The following is a 17,934-nucleotide window of genomic DNA, read 5'->3' as shown; positions in this document are numbered from 1 at the left end:
GCCGCCCCGTTTTTTTAGCCTGGGGATGGGTTATGTACTACGGTTTCGATATGGGCGGCACCAAGATTGAGCTGGGGGTATTCGACGACAACCTGCAGCGCATTTGGCAAAAGCGGGTGCCGACGCCGCGTGAAGACTACCGGCAGCTGCTGGCCACGCTGGGCGATCTGACCCTCGAGGCGGATGCGTTCTGTGGCCGCAGCGGCAGCGTCGGCATCGGCATTCCGGGCCTGCCCAACGACGATGACGGCACGCTGTTTACCGCCAACGTGCCGGCGGCGATGGGGCGGCCGTTGCCCCGCGATCTGGCGGCGCTGATCGGCCGCGAGGTGCGCGTCGACAACGACGCCAACTGCTTTGCGCTGTCGGAGGCCTGGGACGACGAGTTTCGCCGCTACCCGACGGTGCTGGGCATCATCCTCGGCACCGGCGTTGGCGGCGGCCTGATCGTCGATGGCAAGACGGTGCCTGGGCGCAACTATATCGCCGGCGAGTTCGGCCATTTGCGCCTGCCGGTGGACGCGCTCGAGGTGCTGGGGCGTGATGTGCCTCGCGTCGCCTGCGGGTGCGGCCACCAGGGTTGCATTGAAAATTACATATCGGGCCGCGGTTTCGAATGGATGTACGCCCATTTCTATGGCCGGCACTTGCCCGCCACCGAGATCATTGCGCATTATCAGGCGGGTGAGGCGCAGGCGGTGGCTCACGTCGACCGCTTTATGGACGTGCTGGCGATCTGCCTGGGCAACCTGCTGACGGTGCTGGATCCGCACCTGGTGGTGATCGGCGGCGGGCTGTCGAACTTCGACGCCATTTACCAGGCGTTGCCGCAGCGGTTGCCGGCGCACCTGCTGCGGGTGGCCCGGCTGCCGCGCATCGAGAAGGCGCGCTATGGCGACGCCGGCGGCGTGCGCGGCGCAGCGTTCCTCAATTTGGTAAACAGGGAAAAGTAAGGAGAGAGTTAATGCACACTCGCCATCGGCTGTGTCAGTTTCGCAAGAGTAAGCATGTGCTGCATCAGCGCTTTCGTTCACGCATTTTTCACCGTGACACCATGGCGGCGGCCGAGCTGAAAAAGCCGTTTGTGGTGGTGTTGACCGGGGCCGGCATTTCGGCCGAGTCGGGCATTCGCACCTTCCGCGCCGCGGATGGGCTATGGGAAGAGCACCGGGTGGAGGACGTCGCCACGCCGGAAGGTTTTCAGCGCGATCCGGCGCTGGTGCAGGCGTTTTACAACGAACGCCGCCGCCAGCTGCAGACGGAGGAGATCGCCCCGAACGCCGCGCACCGCGCGCTGGCTGATCTGGAAGAGTGGCTGGGGGAAAACTTCCTGCTGGTCACGCAAAACATCGATAACCTGCATGAGCGCGCCGGCAGCAAGCGGGTGCTGCACATGCACGGCGAACTGCTGAAGGTGCGCTGCACCCAGTCGGGGCAGGTGTTCGAATGGCCCGGCGATCTCAGCGTTGACGACCGTTGCCATTGCTGCCAGTTCCCGGCGCCGCTGCGGCCGCACGTGGTGTGGTTCGGCGAGATGCCGCTGGGCATGGACGACATTTACCAGGCGCTGAGCAAGGCCGATTTCTTCGTCGCCATCGGCACCTCCGGCCATGTCTACCCGGCGGCCGGCTTCGTGCATGAGGCGCGGCTGGGCGGCGCCTACGCGATGGAGCTGAACCTGGAGCCAAGCCAGGTGGAGAGCCAGTTCGACGAGAAGCACTATGGCCTGGCCAGCGAAGTGGTGCCGCGCTTTGTGCACAAGTTCCTGGTGGGCAAGGTGGCGCGGGCCGACAGGCCCTGAGAAAGGCATCAGGGCGCACTGCGCGCCCTGATGGGATGGCGGGGCGTATTAGCGCCCGGCTTTCAGCTTTTGGAAGTAGCTTTCATACAGCGTGCTGGCGTCGCCGACGTCGTTTTGCCACTCGCCGTGCTCAATCACCGCCTTGTCCGGGTAGAGTGACTTGTCGTTGGCTATCTCCGGCGACAGCAGTTTCTTCGCCGCCAGGTTCGGCGTCGGGTAACCGATGGTTTCCGCCACCTGCACCGCGATTTCCGGCCGCAGCAGGAAGTCTATCAGCTTCAGCGCCCCCTCGACGTTGCGCGCGTTGGCCGGAATGGCCAGGCTGTCCATCCAGAAGATCCCGCCTTCCTTCGGCCAGACGATCTCCAGCGGCGTGCCGGCCTGGCGCGCCACGAAGGCCGAACCGTTCCACACCATACCGACGTTGACTTCCCCTTCCATAAACGGGTTGCCCGGGTTGTCGGAGTTGAAGGCCAGCACGTTCGGCATCAATTTCTGCAGTTCGTGATAGGCGGCTTCGATCTCTTTCGGGTCGGTGGTGTTGCCGGAATAGCCCAGCTTGAGCAGCGCCATCTGGAACACTTCGCGCGCGTCGTCGGTCAGCAGCAGGCGGCCCTTGTACTGCGGCTGCCACAGATCGGCCCAGGCGGTAACGGTAGAGGGATCCTGTTCGTCGCTGTTGACGCCGATGGCGGTAGCGCCCCAGATGTAGGGGATGGAGTAGTCGTTGTTGGGATCGAACGGCTTGTTCAGCAGGGTAGGATCGAGATCCTTGAAGTGGCTGAGCTTGCTCTTGTCGATTTTTTGCAGCATGCCTTCCTTGCTCATCTTGGCGATGAAGTACGTGGAAGGCACCACCAGATCGTACGCGCCGTCTTTATAGGTCTTCAGCTTGGCGTACATACTTTCGTTGGATTCATAGGTGGAATAAATCACCTTGATGCCGGTTTCCTTGGTGAACTGCTCCAGCAGCCCCGGCGGGACGTATTCAGTCCAGTTATAGAAATACAGTGTTTTGCCGTCAGAGGCGTTTGCAGAGCAGATACTCAGCGCCATCATCCCGGCTGCGAGCAGATGTGACCACTTTTTCATGCAGCGTATCCTTCAGCAGTCGTGAGCCGAACCCGTATGAGCCGCCGTTTTCGGCCGCGCCATACCCCAGAAAGGGGCCATTATAGGGGGCGGGGCGGGGTGGGTAAAGGCGGTTATCCCGCAGGCAAATCAAGGGGTTTGGCGGCTTAAAGCGCATCACAATTTGATTGTCTCGCGCTGGACAGGCGGTGAAGCGCGTGCGAAACAATAATTTTGGCGAATAAACGAGGGCGGCGATGAATTTCAAACAGGTCTTCAGCCAGGCGGAGCTCAGCAAGACGGATCTGACGATTTTGCACTGCATTCTCGATAATCCGGACGCCTGCATCGACGACGGCATCCGCGCGGTGTCCGCACGCTGCTACAGTTCCCCCTCGACGCTGGTGCGGCTGGCTAAAAAGCTGGGCTTTCGCGGCTATCTCGAACTGGTCTATTTCATCAAATTCAACCTGACGATGGCGCCGGCCTATCAGGCGGAGCGCGCTACGCCGGCGGTACCGCCGGCGCAGTTTCTCGATCTGCTCGACAGCGGCAAGATCCTGATCCACGGCAGCGGTTTTTCGCAATTGGTGGCGCAGTATATGTACAACAAGTTTATGACGCTGGGCGTAGACAGTTACCTGTCGCTGTGGCCGGATTTCGACATTCTTGACCGTGAGACGCGCTTTCGCTTCGATATGGTGATCGTGATTTCAAAGTCGGGCAACAGCGGCTCGGCGCTGAGCTGGAGCGAGGCGGTGAAGCGTAACCGCATCCTGTTGGCGGCCTTCTGCGGCGACGGCGACAGCCCGCTGGCGCAGCAGGCCGACATGACCTTTCTGTTTGAGGACCGGCAAAAATACGATCACGATATCTACTATCCCAATCCGTTTTTCGGCCACTGTCTGTTGGGATTCGAGAATGTGATCACCGCCTGGTTTGAACGACGCGGCCGCTGACGGCCGCGCCGCATCGCTTAGCGCCAGTGCCCGGCATACTGACGGTGGGCCTGCAGGTACTCCTCCACCAGCATTTTCGCCAGCGAGTAGGAGTTGACCAGCGGGTGCACCATCAGCGCCTTGATGGCCAACTGGCGGTTACCGGTCAAGATCGCCGCCACCGCCAGCCGTTCGTACTCTTTCACCTGCGAAATCAGGTTCTTCTGGGTGTCGGGAATATCACGCATTTTGACCGGCTGAATGCCGGCGCTGCTCAATTCGCAGCTGATTTCGATCACGTCTTCCGGGTGCAGAAAATCGAGCGTGTCGCGGTTTTGCATCGATACCACCACGCGTTTTTGCCGGCCGCTGTTGACCGCCTCCAGAATGTCGATCGCCACCCCGGCATAGCCGCCGCTGTCCGGCTGTTCGATAAACTGTTGCAGCGTCAGCATCTCACGCGTTTTCACCTTGCCCTGGCTGGACTCGCGCTGCATATAGGAATTTTCGCGCTGCAGGTAATGGCTGAAGTAGACAGAGAAGGCATGCTCCAACTGACGGGGGATGTCCAGCTCGCCCAACGCCGACAGCATTTGGCGGTTGATCGCCGCGATTTGTTCGCCGCGGGTCTCGCCGCCCTCGACGATGGCGGCGATCGCCTGCTCACGGTAGTAGTAATAGTAGAGATACTCGTTGAGCATCAGGTTGTCCGACAGCGCCACCAGCTCCGGCGAGAAGTATTTCATGCAGGTTTCGCGATACAGGCGCGGATCCGCCAGCAGCCGTTCCGTGACCGGCTCGCCGTTGACGCGCGCATTGCGGAACCAGGAAAGGTGATTGAGGCCGAAGCAGTCGACGCTCAGCTGGTCTTCGCGGCAGTCCAGCAGCTCGGCCAGTTCGCGGATGAACTCGCTGGGGGCGTCGCAGATGCCGTAGACCCGGCGCTGGAAGCCGGATTTGATGATCGCCTCGGTCACCATGCCGGAAGGATTGGTGAAGTTGAACAACACCGCGTCCGGCGAGGAAAGCTGCTCGATCAGGCGGCAATAGTCGAGGATCGCCGGAATCGAACGCATCGCCATGGCGAAGCCGCCGGCGCCGGTGGTTTCTTGCCCAAGCAACTGGTGATTGAGCGCGATGCGCTCGTCATGGATGCGGCCTTCCTCGCCGCCGATGCGCAGGGTGGTGATGATGTAGTCGGCGCCTTGCAGCGCCTGGCGCGCATCGCTGCTGAGGCTGAAAGCAATGTCGCCGCGAATGCGCTGGAATACGCCCTGCGCCAGGGCGCCGTAGATCGCCAGATGGCGCTCATCGGTATCCATAAACACCACTTCGGTAATGCCGATGCGATGGGCGTTATAGGCGATGGATTTGGCGAGGAACGGGGAACGCACGCCGCCGCCGCCGAGAACGGTTAATTTCATTCGATATCTCCCATTAATAAAGCGTTAGAGTGCCGCTAAATATTTCTCTACCTGATTTTTGACCTTGCCGACCGTGACGCCGTAAATCACCTGCACTTCACGGCGATTCTTCACCACGCCTTTGGCGCCGGTGCTTTTCAACGCGGCCTCATCCACCCGCGCCATATCCTTTAATTCCACCCGCAGCCGGGTGAAGCAGTTGTCGACGGAAATAATGTTTTCCTTGCCGCCCAGCGCGCGAATAATGATGCCGCTCAGTTCGTCCGGGTTATTTTTGCGGTTCCGGTAATCCTGTTTGGAATAGAGTTTGACGTCCTGATCATCTTCGCGGCCCGGCGTCTTCAGATTGAGCTTCAGCACCAGCGTTTTGAACACCAGGTAATACACCGCAAACTGCACCAGGCCGATGACCACATACAGCGGCCAACGGGTGAGGGAGACCGGCAGCGGCAGGTTGTAGGCCAGGAACTCGACCAGCCCGCTGGCGCCCCAGGGGCGCACCTGGAACAGGTTGCAGGCCACCTGCGACAGCGCGGTCAACACGGCGTGGATCACCCACAGCAGCGGAGAGATAAACAGGAAGGTGAACTCTATCGGCTCGGTGATGCCGACCAGGATCGAGGTGGTGATGGCCGGGATCAGAATTGCCTTGGCCAGCATTTTCTTTTCCGGTTTGGCGGTGTGATAGAAAGCCAATGCCGCGCCCGACAGGCCGAAGATGGTCACCATCCCTTGCTGCGAGAAGCGCAGCGCTTCGTTCATCAGCGGCGAGATGCTCGGGTCGCGCATATAGGCCAGGAAAATTGCCTGCGAGCCGGAGACGGTCTGGCCGTCCTGCACGATTGAACCGCCGATGCTGGTGAGCTGGAACGGCGACCAGATAAAGTGGTGCAGCCCGGTGGGGATGAGGAATTTTTCGAAGAAGCCGTAGACGAAAACCCCGAGCGAGCCGGAGCTTTTCATAAAGCCGGTCAGCGCGATCAGGCCCTGTGAGATGGCCGGCCACAGGTAGCTGAAGGCGACGGCGTACAGCATGATGATCGGCGTCATGGCGATCAGCACCAGTTTGGCGCCGCCGTAGACCGAGAACACGCCGTTGAGCTCGACGTTGCACAGGCGGTTGTGCACCCAGGCGATGGTGACACCGAGGATAAGACCGAGAAAAATGCCCATATCCACCACGGTAAAGCCCAGCAGTTCAGTCTGCCCGGTGCCGTAATATTCGCCGTTGATCTTGGCCGCGACGTGGCCGCTGAGTTGCAGATAAGACGAATTGGCGCCGAGGAACATGATAAAGCACATCACCGCAACCAGCGCCGCTTCGCTTTTTTTGTCTTTGGCCAGGCCGTAGGTAATGCCGATGCAGAAAATCAGCCCGAGATTGCCGAATAACGGCCAGAAGGTATCGCCGATCATTTTACCGATAGAGAACACGGCGGAATGTTCATTGATAAGTGTGGCATTGGTGAGAATAGAACTGAGCGCCAGAATCAGACCGATCACCGGCAGGAAAAATATCGGCCCCATCATGGCTTTGGAGAAAAGCTGCAGCTTGCTTAAGATATTATCGATAATACCTTTCATGGCAGTTCCTTTTTATATTTTAATGGATGACGACGTTGCTGAATAAACTCCCTGGAAGCGAGAAAAAAATAAGGCACCTTGCCTGGATTCAGTTATAGGGGGAAGTTTTCGCCGCTGCAATCGGCGGGGCGGAAATAGGCACCGATGGTCAGGGAGTGACAACCGGTGCCGATTGTGAAGGGGATCACAACCGGGCGCCGCAGCGCCCGGCGGGGAGGATTATTCGGCCTTGGGCGCGCGATCGCGCATCACCCACTGGCTGGCGATCACCAGCACCAGCGACAGCAGCAGCAAAATGGTGGCCAGCGCGTTGACCTCCGGCGAGACGCCGACTTTCACCATCGAATAGATCTTCAGCGGCAAGATCTCGTAGCTCGGGCCGGTAACGAAGGAGGAGACGACCACGTCGTCCATCGACAGGGTGAAGCTCAGCAGCCAGCCGGCCGCCACCGCCGGCATCGCCAGCGGCAGGATGATCTTGCGCAGAATGGTGAACTCGCTTGCGCCGAGATCGCGCGCGGCCTCCAGCATCTTCACGTCGAAGCCTTTCAGGCGCGCGTAGACGGTCACCACCACGAACGGCAGGCAGAAGGTGATGTGCGAGAACAGCAGCGACCAGAAGCCGAGCGAAATGCCCAGCAGCATGAACAGCACCAGCAGCGAGATGGCCATCACGATGTCCGGCGACATCATCACCACGAACAGCATGCCGCCGACGAACGGCTTGCCGCGGAAGCGGTAGCGGTACAGCGCCACCGCGGTCAGCGAGCCGATCAGCGTGGCGAAGGTAGCGGAGAGCACCGCCATGGTCAGCGAATGGCCGGCGGCCTGCAGCAGGCTGTCGTTGTTGAGCAGCGTGCTGTACCACTGGGTGGTGGCTCCTTGCCAACTAATGCCGAAGCGCGAGGCGTTGAAGGAGTTGACGATCAGGATGACGATCGGGATATACAGATAAGCGTATACCAGCGCCATAAAGCCGCCGCGCAGCAGACGTCCGATCATGCCAGATCCTCCTTCTTGTTCAGCAGGCGGGCGGCCCGGTAATAGACCAGCAGCAACAGCCCCATCACCAGCGTCAGGCAGATGCTGGTGGCCGCGCCGAACGGCCAGTCGCGGATATTGAGGAACTGGCTTTTAATCACGTTGCCGATCAGCAGATTCTTGGCGCCGCCCATCAGATCGGCGACGAAGAACAGCCCCATCGCCGGCAGCACCACCAGCAGGCAGCCGGCGATAATGCCCGGCATGGTCAGCGGCACGATGATGCGGATAAAGGTCTGCAGCTTGCCGGCGCCGAGATCGCGCGCCGCCTCCAGGCAGGACTTATCTAGCTTTTCGATGCTGGAGTAGAGCGGCATCACCATAAACGGCAGCAGGATATACACCAGGCCGAGGATCACCGCTTCCGAGGTGTACATGATGCGCAGCGGCTTGTCGATGACGCCGATCCACAGCAGCGCGTCGTTGAGATAGCCGCGGGTGCTGAGAAACAGCTTCAGGCCGTAGATGCGGATCAGCGAATTGGTCCAGAAGGGCACGATCAGCAGAAACAGCAGCAGCGGTCGCACCTTCTGCGGCAACCGCGCCAGGATAAAGGCGAACGGGTAGCCGATCGCCAGGCAGCACAGGGTGGCGATCAGCGCCATGTTCAGCGAATGCAGCAGCACCTGGGCATACAACGGATCGAACAAGCGCCGGTAGTTGTCCAGCGTGAACACCATCTGCACCAGATTGGCGTCGTCGCGGGTCAGGAAGCTGGTGGCGATGATCATCAGGTTCGGCATGAACACGAACAGCAGCAGCCAGGCGACGACGCCGACGATCACCACATTCTGGAAGACTTTACGCGATTTCTTCATCGGCCAGCACCACCTCCCAGCTTTCAACCCAGGTCACCGCCATCTTCTGGTTGAGCGAGTGGTCGACGTCCGGATCGTCTTCATTGAAGAACTCGCTGACCATCACCGTTTTACCGCTCTCCAGCTCAACCACCGACTCCAGCGTCATGCCTTTGTAGTTGCGCTCGCGCACGTAGCCGATCAGCCCGTCGTGCTGCGCGCTGTCGTTCACTTCTTCTACCCGCAGATCCTCCGGGCGCAGCAGCACCTTCAGCTTTTGGCCCGGCTCTGCCGGCAGATCGGCATAGATGTCGCACTCGCGGCCTTCGACGTTGGCGCGCACCCGCTGCGCATCGAGGCGCTGCAAGACCACCGCGTCGAAGATGTTGATCTCGCCGATAAAGCTGGCGACGAACAGGTTCTTCGGCTCTTCGTAGATCTCACGCGGCGTGCCGTCTTGCTCGATGCGGCCTTCACGCATCACCACGATGCGATCCGACATGGTCAGTGCTTCTTCCTGATCGTGGGTGACGAACACGAAGGTGATGCCCAGCTTGCGCTGCAGCGCCTTCAGCTCGTTCTGCATCTGTTTGCGCAGCTTGTAGTCCAGCGCCGACAGCGATTCGTCCAGCAGCAGCACCTTCGGCTTGTTGACCACTGCGCGGGCGATGGCCACGCGCTGCTGTTGGCCGCCGGAGAGCTGGCCCGGCCGCCGCTTGGCGAAGGCATCCAGCTGCACCATGCGCAGCGCCTCTTCGACGCGCGGCGTCAGTTCCGCCGCCGGCACCTTTTGCATGCGCAGGCCAAAGGCGACGTTGTCGAACACCGACATGTGCGGAAACAGGGCATAGCTCTGAAACACGGTGTTGACGTGGCGATGTTCGGCCGGAATGGCAGTGATGTCCTGGCCGTCGAGCACGATGCGGCCCCGATCGGCGTCTTCAAGACCGGCGATCAGGCGCAGCACCGTGGTTTTGCCACAGCCGGAGGGGCCGAGAATGGTGAGGAATTCGCCGTGGTTAATCGCCAGTTCGAGATCGGCAATGATGGTTTTGCCATCGAACGCTTTGCTCAGGGCATGCAGTTCAACAAGGGGAGTCAGAGAGGATGTCTCAGTCATTTATCGTATTACTCTATCCCGTGGGCTAATGCAGATAGAACCGCAACTGGAAAAGACTGCCGGAGCTTGCGGAATGCCCGCTGATCAAATGAAGCTCAAACCAGTTGCGCCAATGGAAATTTTTCGAGCGCGCATGATAGACGCTGAATGCCGGAATTGAAAGCCGATCCGGCCCAGATGCCGCGTTTTTCATCATGATAGCGACAAATGACCCTGTGATGACAGTGTTATTTCCCTCAGAAATCATCACAAAGATTAATGATATTGGCGAATTCTGGTTAAAAATGACCTGACGCAATATTTGATCCTGATCGGTTTCGCATAATGAAACGCGATATTCTGAGGGGCCGCTACCATGGACAAATTACTTGACCGCTTTTTCAACTACGTCTCTTTCGACACCCAGTCCAAAGCGAACGTAAAGCATGTGCCGAGCACCGACGGGCAGTTGAAGCTGGCGCGTGCGTTGCAGCAGGAAATGATCGCGCTCGGCTTCGAGCGGGTGTCGCTCAGCGAACACGGTTGCGTGATGGGCACCTGGCCGGGCAACGTCGCCTGGCCGGTGCCGGCGGTCGGTTTTATCGCCCATCTGGATACCTCGCCGGATTTCAGCGGCAAACACGTCAATCCGCAGATCGTCGAGAACTATCGCGGCGGCGACATCGCGCTCGGCATCGGCGATGAAGTGCTGTCGCCGGTGATGTTCCCGATCCTGCACCAGATGCTGGGGCAAACCCTGATCACCACCGACGGCAAAACGCTGCTGGGCGCCGACGACAAGGCCGGCATCGCCGAGATCCTCACCGCCATGGTGCGCCTGCGCGCGCGCAAAATCCCGCATGGCGACATCCGCGTAGCCTTCACCCCGGACGAGGAGGTAGGCAAGGGGGCGCAGCTGTTCGACGTGGCGGCCTTCAATGCCGAATGGGCTTATACCGTGGACGGCGGCGGCGTCGGCGAGCTGGAGTGCGAGAACTTCAACGCCGCCTCGGTGACGATCAAAATCCTCGGCAACAGCGTGCACCCCGGCAGCGCCAAGGGCGTGATGGTCAACGCGCTGTCGCTGGCCACCCGCATTCATCAGGCGCTGCCGGCGGACGAAGCGCCGGAGACCACCGAAGGCTACCAGGGCTTTTATCACCTCAGCAGCATCAAGGGCAGCGTGGAGCGCGCCGAAATGCACTATATCCTGCGCGACTTCGAGCGCGAAGGATTCGAGGCGCGCAAGCGCAAGATGGTGGACATCGCCCGTGAGGTCGGCAAAGGCCTGCCGCGCGATTGCTATATCGAAGTGAGCATCGAAGACAGCTATTACAACATGCGCGAACAGGTGGCGGAGCACCCGCACGTGATTGCGCTGGCGCAGCAGGCGATGCGCGACTGCGACATCGAACCGGTGATGAAGCCGATCCGCGGCGGCACCGACGGCGCGCAGCTGTCGTTCCGCGGCCTGCCGTGCCCGAACCTGTTCACCGGCGGCTACAACTACCACGGCAAGCACGAGTTCGTGACGCTGGAAGGCATGGAGCAAGCGGTGGCGGTGATCATGCGCATCGCGGCGCTGGCCGCCGAGCGGGCGCGGTAAACACCTTCGTTCCCCGGCCGGCTTGCGCCGGCCCGCATTCCCTTTTCTGATACGCCCGGCGGGCACAGCGCGCCCGCCGTTCTCTTATCATTCCCTGCCTCATTGTTGTCCCCTTCACCATACAACCCGTGGTGAGGGAATCCCGTTATCCTCAGAGATAGAGTGCTGGTTATGCATACAGGGTTGCTGTGTGCTTAACCGGTTTTACAGCTTCGGTGCGGTGAGCCCAGTGGCCAGGGAATGCTGGGGGAATGAGCGCTGTTAACCGCCATCAAACAGGACGTAAGAGGGTAATAATCATGGCAGAAGAAAAGAAAAATGCTCAGGTGATTAACGGCGTTAACGACGATATTGCCGAACTAAAATCGCTGTCTACGCTGCGCCAGCGCGTGGTCAGCGACGGTGAAATCGTCTCCAAATCGGCCAACGGTTTTCGGCTGGCAAATGGCAATACCGGTGTGATGCTGCGTAATGATGGCGAGGCTTTCTACTTACTGACAACTCAGGCTGGGCAAGCTCAAAACGGACAATGGAACACCTCGCGTCCTTTCGCTTTCAGCCTGGCTTCCGGCAGGGTTGCACTCGGCAACGGCGTTGATATTTCCGGTGGTGCGATGGTATCGCATGACGCGGGTATAGGGGCTGTGACCACTGGACCCACTCCCCTGATAAATGGGCAGGCATACAACGCACCGTATATTCATACGCGCTTCGTCACCAGCGGAGTCAGTTCTTCTATGATGATGGGCGCGCGGATTATCCCCGGGAAAGAAGATACGGGATTACTGGCTTATAGCGACCTTGCGGGACGCTGGAATGAAATTCAAGTAAAGGCGAACAGCGAGCTCTCTGCCGGGCAACTGACAAAACGTAACGGCAATGGCTGGATTGTCGCTGCCGGCAATATTGACGTTTCAGGTAAAGCAGAACGTATTACCAATGGGGTGCGTCTTCAGGGAAATGGGGATCTGAGCGCAGATATTTATCATATTGAACACATTAGCCAATACCATGCCATGGCATTCCATGTGGCCAACGGCGGGGCGCAAGGATGGTATGAGTTCCGGAATAACGGTCATGCCTACACCAACGGCGCCTGGAACAGCAGCTCCGATGCCCGCATGAAAACGGACATCACCCAAATCGAAGGCGCATTGGACAAACTAGCCCGCATCGGCGGCTACACCTACCTCAAACAGGGCGTGCCGGAGGCCGGGGTGATCGCTCAGGAAGTGGAGAGCGTATTGCCGCAGTCGGTAACCCAAACCGAGTTGAAGCTCAACGACGGCAGCGTACTGAAGGATGCGCGGGGCATCAATATCAACGGCGTGGTGGCGTTGCTGGTTGAGGCGCTTAAGGAAGAGCGAGCGGCCCGAGAAGGGTTGGAATCGCGGTTGGCGGCGTTGGAAGCCAGGATTTCAACATCTCAAAATGTTTGAGCTGCGGCCAATTGACGATGTTTTCAACGGAGTAATTATTGCGGCTGAATAATGCAGTATTTGCTCCGCCTGCCTTGAGCAAGGAGAAAGATATGGGCGGATTTAACTATGGTGGTGGAAAAGGGGATGGGACTGACTGGAGTTCTGAAAAAGGAGATACTCCCGAACCCGGTGGCGGCTCCAATGGCAATGGCGGTCGAGACAGTGGCAACGACAACTCTCAGGCGGGTGCTTTCCAACGCCAGATGACCGCAGTGCTGAATGATCCAGCGATTAAAAGCATGCTGGCGGATTTGCAAAAGCGGGCTCTGCGCATTAGTCCATCGGCGAAAGTTGAGTTAGTCAGTGTAGATGCCCGCGGTCTGCTGAGTATAAGCCTTTCGGGTATGCGTCGAGAGCAGTCTCTCGCCGTAGAGATGGCTTTCCAGTCAGTGCGACCGCGAATCAAAGGGGATTTAATATCTTCATTTACCACCAGCGAGGGCACAGTAAATGAAAATACGCATTATTTAGGAAAGGTTGAAACCGGCTACCGACTCGGTGATTACGAGCGTGGGCCCAGCGGTAACAATGGTGATGCCAATACGGTGGCGGAAAACAACGTTACGTTTAGTGCCTATTCCTCTGTTTTTCAAGGGAAGATACCACCGGGCTATTGGCTGAATAACAATAAAGTCATGACTGAGGTTGTGATTGAGTATGAGATTAACGGTGGGGGGAAAGGAGACAGTCGGACGGGGTACCGAAAAACCACAGTAGAAGTTCCTTCGCTTACCCGTGCTTACCAACAGTGGCAACAGATGCTTAAGGATGTCGCTGAGGAACAGCGGAAAGCAGAAGAAGCCCGCAAGGCCGAAGAAGCTCGTAAGGCCGAAGAGGCCGGCAAAGCCGAAGAAGCTCGTAAGGCTGAAGAGGCCCGCAAAGCTGAAGAAGCTCGCAAGGCTGAAGAGGCTCGCAAAGCAGAAGAAGCCCGCAAGGCTGAAGAGGCCCGCAAGGTGGAAGCCGCAAGAAAAGCGTTGTTCGCCAAAGCGGGGATTCTGGATGCACCGGCATACTCCCCGGAAAAGCTAAAAGCGGCCAATGCGGCACTGGCTGCCGCAGGCGCCATGGTGCTTAACCGCGCGCCCGCGATGCTGCAGACGTCGATGGTCGGGCAAGGTGTGATGACGACCACGAGCGAACTGGCTGGCTGGGCAGCGAGCGCGTCGTGGCGGGCGGCCTACGAAGTTGGCAGTATACGCGCCGGCACCGCAGTCGCCGCCGGATCGGTGCTGGGGGCTTTTGCCCTCGGCTTCTACCCGACGGAGGTCGGTGCAGGGAGCGATCGGGTGCCAGGGCGGGATGTCAATCTGTTTGCCCTCCAGGCGAGCCTGGCGGCGGCGGGCAGGGCGACCATCCAGCCCGGCATGACCTCGGTCGATTTGCCGGTGCGCGGATTTATCACCACTGACGATGACGGGAGACAGAGCGTCAACTTCGTCAGAACGGGCGTCGGCGGCGTATCGCCGAGCGTGCCGGTATTCAGACCCGTTCGCGATGAGCTGACGGGGCTGGACAAAATCACGCTGCCCGCAATAGCGGGGGTGCCGGCGAGGACGATACTGATTAACCCGGTGCCGACCGGGCCGGCCGCGCCGCCGCATACCGGCAACGGCTCACCGGGGCCCAAATCGCCAGTGCATACCGGCACCGGCATCAGGCAGGCGGACAGCATCGTGGTCACCACCTTCCCGGCGGATGTGGTGCAGGATCTGCAAGACTTTATCCTGTGGCAGCCGGATGCGACGGAGATTGGTGTAGAGGCCATCTATGTGATGGTGAGCAAGCCCTATGGTGAAACCAACGCCAGGGGCAAATACAGCGGTCGTGAATACAACACCAATAAAGCTGGAGGCCCCATCCAGAATCTGGATTGGAAAGGGGCCAGCATCGACCGTGCTGGCGTGGATAAGGTGAAGTTGCATACTGGGCGTTTTACAGAGTCGGACGCTAACAAAGTGATGATCGGCCGCCTGGAAAAGATCTTGAAGGGAGAACTGCCCCCCACCGATACTGACAGGCGATTTTATACACATGAGATCAGGGAATTGGAGCGTTATCGCAATTTGGGTATTAAAGATGGCTCTGTGCCAGATAATCAAGGGGAAGTGTGGAATAATACGCATACTGCGACGTTGGAAGATTATCAATTAGGCAACAGCGAGGCTTTGCTCTATACGCAGGAGGCTTTAGACGCTGCTGAACAACAAGAGTTGAGGATGCTAAAATGATTGATTTAGAACGCTTGGCAAAAGAAGAAAAAATTTCTGACGTCATTGCCTTTTTGGTGAGAAATGAGGATGGGTTTGGTTATCCCCAAATGGATCGATTCTTTAGTCGCCATAATTTCGCAGTAATTGGGAATGGTGAATTCAGGCGGGTGTTCGAACAGTTACGTCAGAATGGTGTTATTGAATGGGGCGACAAAATGCTTGTTAAAAAAGGCCCCAACTGGAAAGAGCCGAAATTCGTAACCGAGAAAAAATACGGTATCGAATAGCCGTGGTTATGGTCTGATTCGTGCATTTTTAACCCCCAGCAAACGAAATTTTGTTGGGGGTTTCCTTTTTTGGAAGGTGGGGGGCACCATAACGCGAGTCTTGTGCCGGGTGGCAAAAGTAGCGGTCCTCGCTCTTTTTGTCGCCTGGGCTAACGTGCGGATACTGTAGTTAAAACGGGACGCTTGCGATTATCATAATCGCTTGCCGCAACAAGGCGTTGCTCATAGTGTGGAAGCACATTCCCCACGCATAAGGACCGCATGATGAGCACCGAATACCGTATCGCCAGCCCGCATTTGGCGCAGTTCGTTCAGGCGATTTGGCGCCAGGCCGGCAGTACGGCGCGCGAAGCCGAGCTGGTGGCCGATCATCTGGTGCAGGCCAATCTGGCCGGGCACGACTCGCACGGCGTCGGCATGATCCCCAGCTACATGGCGTCGTTGGCGCAGGGGCAATTGCAGCTCAATCAGCACGCCGAAGTGGTGCGCGACGCCGGCGCGGTGCTGACGCTCGACGGTGCGCGCGGTTTCGGTCAGGTGGTGGCCAGCGAAGCAATGGCGCTGGGCATTGAACGCGCCGGCAAGCTGGGCCTGGCGGCGGTGGCGCTGCACAACGCGCACCATATCGGCCGCATCGGCCATTGGGCGGAGCAGTGCGCCCGCGCCGGTTTTATCTCGATTCACTTCGTCAACGTGGTGGGCGATCCGATGGTGGCGCCGTTCGGCGGCAGCGATCGCCGCTTCGGCACCAACCCGTTCTGCGCCATTTTCCCGCGGCCGGGCCGCACGCCGCTGCTGTTGGATTTCGCCACCAGCGGCATCGCCTTCGGCAAGACTCGGGTGGCCTATAACAAAGGGTTGTCGGTGGTGCCGGGCTATCTGATCGACGAACACGGGCGGCCGACTGCCGAACCGAAGGTGATGCACGAAGCGCCGTTCGGTTCGCTGCTGCCGTTCGGCTTGCACAAAGGCTACGCGCTGGCGGCGATGTGCGAAATCCTCGGCGGCGCGCTCTCCGGCGGCCGCACCACCCACGCCGCCACGCTGAAAGCCGACAGCGACGCCATCTTCAACTGCATGACCACCCTGATCCTCGATCCTCAGGCCTTCGACGCCCCGCAAATGCAGGCCGAGGCCGAAGCGTTTATCGGTTGGGTGAAGGCTTCGCCGCCGAGCGGCGAACAGCCGATCGCCGTCCCGGGAGAGTGGGAAGAGGCCAACCGCGCGGCGCGGCTGGAGCAGGGCATCCCGATCGATGCCAATACCTGGCGGCAGATTTGCGCGGCGGCGGAACAGGCGGGCATGACGGCGGGGGAACTGGCGGATTACCGCGCGCAGGCGCGCCAGGGATAAAAAAAAAAGCCACCCGGCAGGGTGGCTTGTTCGCGTGACGGCAATCAGTCGTTAAAGTACCAATAGCCGCTGTTGACCAGCGCGGTCAGCAGCGCCAGGAACGACGGGTCGTCTACCGCGTCGCCGAGCAGGGCGGCGTCGACGCCGAAGTGCTGGCAAAGGGCGTCTGCGGCCTGCAGCTGGTCGGTGTCGATCAGCTCGCCGTTGACGAAGCAGCGATCGCCGACGCGCAGCACGCGCAACCCGCCCAGGCGCTGCAGCGCTTCACCCTGTTGCAGCAGCTCGTAGATTTCCCCGGCCTGATACGGCGGCTCCGGCGGCGCCAGATCCAGCTCGTGGCGCGACTGGGAGATAAACTCGCCGAACCAGTGCTGGAAGTGTTCCGGCTGTTGCACCAGATCCAGCATCATCTGCCGTAAGGCGTCCACTTCCTGCGGCAGGATCTCCGCCGGGTGTTCGCGCAGTTTAACGTCCGGATCGCCGTAGCGTTTGCTGCCCAGCTCGCGCGCCAGCACGTAGTCGGCGAAGCCGCTCACCAGCTCGCGGCCGTTCGGCGCGCGGAAGCCCACCGAATAGTTGAGCGCGTTTTCCAGCGCGTAGCCTTCATGCGGGAAGCCCGGCGGAATGTAGAGAATGTCGCCCGGCTCCATCTCTTCGTCGATGATGGCGTCGAACGGCTCCACCTGCAGCAGATCCGGGTGCGGGCAGTGCTGTTTCAGCGGCGTTTTTTCCCCGACGCGCCAGCGGCGGCGGCCGGTGCCCTGAATGATGAACACGTCGTACTGATCGAGATGCGGGCCGACGCCGCCGCCCGGTACCGAGAAGGAGATCATCAGGTCATCCATCCGCCAGTCCGGCAGCTGGCGGAACGGGCGCATCAGCGCCGCGGAAGGCTCATGCCAGTGGTCCACCGCCTGCACCAGCAGCGACCAGTTGTTTTCGCTCAGGTGATCGAAGCTCTCGAAGGGGCCGTGCGCGACCTGCCAACGGCCGTCCTGGTGGCTGACCAGGCGGCTGTCCACTTCGTTTTCCATCGCCAGCCCGGCCAGCTCATCCGGGGAGATCGGATCGATAAAGTTTTTGAAGCCGCGCTTCAGAATCACCGGACGCTTTTGCCAATAACGTTGCAAAAAATCGTTCCAGTCCAGGTCTAATTGATAATCCATGTTCTATTCCAGGAGAGAGGAGTGAGCCTGTGTGCGATTATAACGGAAGTTTGGCCCCGTGGATCGGGGCCGCAGC

Annotated in this window: 17 protein-coding genes; 8 read left to right on the top strand and 9 right to left on the bottom strand. The window is 59.5% G+C overall.

Features of this window, described 5'->3' with window-relative positions; translation table 11 throughout:
* Positions 1 to 32: 32 nt before the first annotated feature.
* Together nagK and cobB are read left to right on the top strand one after the other, a co-directional pair.
* Positions 33 to 953, top strand: coding sequence for an N-acetylglucosamine kinase (gene nagK, locus ACSBQQ_RS08505; RefSeq protein ID WP_060428525.1), 921 nt, complete (start codon positions 33 to 35; stop codon positions 951 to 953).
* Positions 954 to 964: 11 nt separating this feature from the next.
* The gene (gene cobB, locus ACSBQQ_RS08500; protein ID WP_033638183.1) at positions 965 to 1,801 is read left to right on the top strand and encodes a Sir2 family NAD+-dependent deacetylase; all 837 of its coding nucleotides are present in this window, start codon (positions 965 to 967) and stop codon (positions 1,799 to 1,801) included.
* Positions 1,802 to 1,849: 48 nt separating this feature from the next.
* On the opposite strand, the gene potD is transcribed toward cobB, so the two are convergent.
* Positions 1,850 to 2,893 (bottom strand): spermidine/putrescine ABC transporter substrate-binding protein PotD, encoded by a 1,044-nt coding sequence (gene potD / locus ACSBQQ_RS08495; protein WP_033638184.1) that lies wholly within the window; start codon positions 2,891 to 2,893, stop codon positions 1,850 to 1,852.
* Positions 2,823 to 3,140: a hypothetical protein gene (locus tag ACSBQQ_RS08490; RefSeq protein WP_125460748.1), complete on the bottom strand. Its 318-nt coding sequence runs from the start codon at positions 3,138 to 3,140 to the stop codon at positions 2,823 to 2,825. The genes potD and ACSBQQ_RS08490 overlap by 71 nt, the downstream gene beginning before the upstream one ends.
* Here ACSBQQ_RS08490 and ACSBQQ_RS08485 point away from each other — a divergent pair.
* Positions 3,130 to 3,831: a MurR/RpiR family transcriptional regulator gene (locus tag ACSBQQ_RS08485; protein ID WP_060428526.1), complete on the top strand. Its 702-nt coding sequence runs from the start codon at positions 3,130 to 3,132 to the stop codon at positions 3,829 to 3,831. The two genes, ACSBQQ_RS08490 and ACSBQQ_RS08485, sit on opposite strands and share 11 nt — an antisense overlap.
* A gap of 17 nt (positions 3,832 to 3,848) precedes the next feature.
* Here the strand turns inward: ACSBQQ_RS08485 and ACSBQQ_RS08480 are convergent, their stop codons facing one another.
* From ACSBQQ_RS08480 to ACSBQQ_RS08455, 6 genes are all read right to left on the bottom strand, one after another.
* Entirely contained in the window at positions 3,849 to 5,234 is a 1,386-nt protein-coding gene (locus ACSBQQ_RS08480; RefSeq protein WP_060428528.1) for a glycoside hydrolase, read from the bottom strand.
* Between the two features lie 24 nt (positions 5,235 to 5,258).
* Positions 5,259 to 6,818 (bottom strand): PTS transporter subunit EIIC, encoded by a 1,560-nt coding sequence (locus tag ACSBQQ_RS08475; RefSeq protein WP_033638189.1) that lies wholly within the window; start codon positions 6,816 to 6,818, stop codon positions 5,259 to 5,261.
* Between the two features lie 219 nt (positions 6,819 to 7,037).
* A complete protein-coding gene (potC, locus tag ACSBQQ_RS08470; RefSeq protein WP_033638190.1) occupies positions 7,038 to 7,820 on the bottom strand; it encodes a spermidine/putrescine ABC transporter permease PotC in 783 nt (260 codons plus the stop codon).
* The gene (potB, locus tag ACSBQQ_RS08465; RefSeq protein ID WP_033646379.1) at positions 7,817 to 8,677 is read right to left on the bottom strand and encodes a spermidine/putrescine ABC transporter permease PotB; all 861 of its coding nucleotides are present in this window, start codon (positions 8,675 to 8,677) and stop codon (positions 7,817 to 7,819) included. Before potB ends, potC begins: the two co-directional genes overlap by 4 nt.
* The gene (potA, locus tag ACSBQQ_RS08460; RefSeq protein ID WP_060428531.1) at positions 8,661 to 9,776 is read right to left on the bottom strand and encodes a spermidine/putrescine ABC transporter ATP-binding protein PotA; all 1,116 of its coding nucleotides are present in this window, start codon (positions 9,774 to 9,776) and stop codon (positions 8,661 to 8,663) included. Before potA ends, potB begins: the two co-directional genes overlap by 17 nt.
* 25 nt (positions 9,777 to 9,801) lie before the next feature.
* Complete coding sequence (locus ACSBQQ_RS08455; RefSeq protein WP_126179550.1) at positions 9,802 to 10,074, bottom strand: hypothetical protein; 273 nt, start codon at positions 10,072 to 10,074, stop codon at positions 9,802 to 9,804.
* Positions 10,075 to 10,131: 57 nt separating this feature from the next.
* Here ACSBQQ_RS08455 and pepT point away from each other — a divergent pair, with 57 nt between their 5' ends.
* The 5 genes from pepT (at position 10,132) to ACSBQQ_RS08430 (ending at position 16,692) form a co-directional block, all read left to right on the top strand.
* Positions 10,132 to 11,361: a peptidase T gene (gene pepT / locus ACSBQQ_RS08450; protein ID WP_004941154.1), complete on the top strand. Its 1,230-nt coding sequence runs from the start codon at positions 10,132 to 10,134 to the stop codon at positions 11,359 to 11,361.
* A 299-nt stretch (positions 11,362 to 11,660) separates the two neighbouring features.
* Complete coding sequence (locus tag ACSBQQ_RS08445; protein WP_049196636.1) at positions 11,661 to 12,800, top strand: tail fiber domain-containing protein; 1,140 nt, start codon at positions 11,661 to 11,663, stop codon at positions 12,798 to 12,800.
* A 38-nt stretch (positions 12,801 to 12,838) separates the two neighbouring features.
* Positions 12,839 to 15,070 carry an S-type pyocin domain-containing protein gene (locus tag ACSBQQ_RS08440; RefSeq protein WP_265094592.1) on the top strand — a complete coding sequence of 744 codons (2,232 nt, stop codon included), beginning with the start codon at positions 12,839 to 12,841 and terminating at the stop codon, positions 15,068 to 15,070.
* Positions 15,067 to 15,339 carry a hypothetical protein gene (locus ACSBQQ_RS08435; RefSeq protein ID WP_033638197.1) on the top strand — a complete coding sequence of 91 codons (273 nt, stop codon included), beginning with the start codon at positions 15,067 to 15,069 and terminating at the stop codon, positions 15,337 to 15,339. Before ACSBQQ_RS08440 ends, ACSBQQ_RS08435 begins: the two co-directional genes overlap by 4 nt.
* Before the next feature lie 264 nt (positions 15,340 to 15,603).
* Positions 15,604 to 16,692, top strand: coding sequence for a malate/lactate/ureidoglycolate dehydrogenase (locus ACSBQQ_RS08430; RefSeq protein WP_033647436.1), 1,089 nt, complete (start codon positions 15,604 to 15,606; stop codon positions 16,690 to 16,692).
* Between the two features lie 44 nt (positions 16,693 to 16,736).
* Here ACSBQQ_RS08430 and ACSBQQ_RS08425 read toward each other — a convergent pair whose 3' ends face one another.
* Entirely contained in the window at positions 16,737 to 17,858 is a 1,122-nt protein-coding gene (locus ACSBQQ_RS08425) for a cupin domain-containing protein (protein WP_048321478.1), read from the bottom strand.
* Positions 17,859 to 17,934 lie beyond the last annotated feature (76 nt).

Source organism: Serratia sp. G204Y, assembly GCF_051172435.1.
Lineage (GTDB): Bacteria > Pseudomonadota > Gammaproteobacteria > Enterobacterales > Enterobacteriaceae > Serratia > Serratia sarumanii.
This window is presented reverse-complemented; position numbering and strand designations above follow the sequence as displayed.

Coding starts and splice junctions, on each gene's coding strand:
- ACSBQQ_RS08430 (WP_033647436.1), top strand. CDS start 15,604: ATGAGCACCGAATACCGTATCGCCAGCCCGCATTTGGCGCAGTTCGTT.
- ACSBQQ_RS08475 (WP_033638189.1), bottom strand. CDS start 6,818: ATGAAAGGTATTATCGATAATATCTTAAGCAAGCTGCAGCTTTTCTCC.
- potD (WP_033638184.1), bottom strand. CDS start 2,893: ATGAAAAAGTGGTCACATCTGCTCGCAGCCGGGATGATGGCGCTGAGT.
- potB (WP_033646379.1), bottom strand. CDS start 8,677: ATGAAGAAATCGCGTAAAGTCTTCCAGAATGTGGTGATCGTCGGCGTC.
- nagK (WP_060428525.1), top strand. CDS start 33: ATGTACTACGGTTTCGATATGGGCGGCACCAAGATTGAGCTGGGGGTA.
- potC (WP_033638190.1), bottom strand. CDS start 7,820: ATGATCGGACGTCTGCTGCGCGGCGGCTTTATGGCGCTGGTATACGCT.
- pepT (WP_004941154.1), top strand. CDS start 10,132: ATGGACAAATTACTTGACCGCTTTTTCAACTACGTCTCTTTCGACACC.
- cobB (WP_033638183.1), top strand. CDS start 965: ATGCACACTCGCCATCGGCTGTGTCAGTTTCGCAAGAGTAAGCATGTG.
- potA (WP_060428531.1), bottom strand. CDS start 9,776: ATGACTGAGACATCCTCTCTGACTCCCCTTGTTGAACTGCATGCCCTG.
- ACSBQQ_RS08485 (WP_060428526.1), top strand. CDS start 3,130: ATGAATTTCAAACAGGTCTTCAGCCAGGCGGAGCTCAGCAAGACGGAT.
- ACSBQQ_RS08425 (WP_048321478.1), bottom strand. CDS start 17,858: ATGGATTATCAATTAGACCTGGACTGGAACGATTTTTTGCAACGTTAT.
- ACSBQQ_RS08480 (WP_060428528.1), bottom strand. CDS start 5,234: ATGAAATTAACCGTTCTCGGCGGCGGCGGCGTGCGTTCCCCGTTCCTC.
- ACSBQQ_RS08445 (WP_049196636.1), top strand. CDS start 11,661: ATGGCAGAAGAAAAGAAAAATGCTCAGGTGATTAACGGCGTTAACGAC.
- ACSBQQ_RS08435 (WP_033638197.1), top strand. CDS start 15,067: ATGATTGATTTAGAACGCTTGGCAAAAGAAGAAAAAATTTCTGACGTC.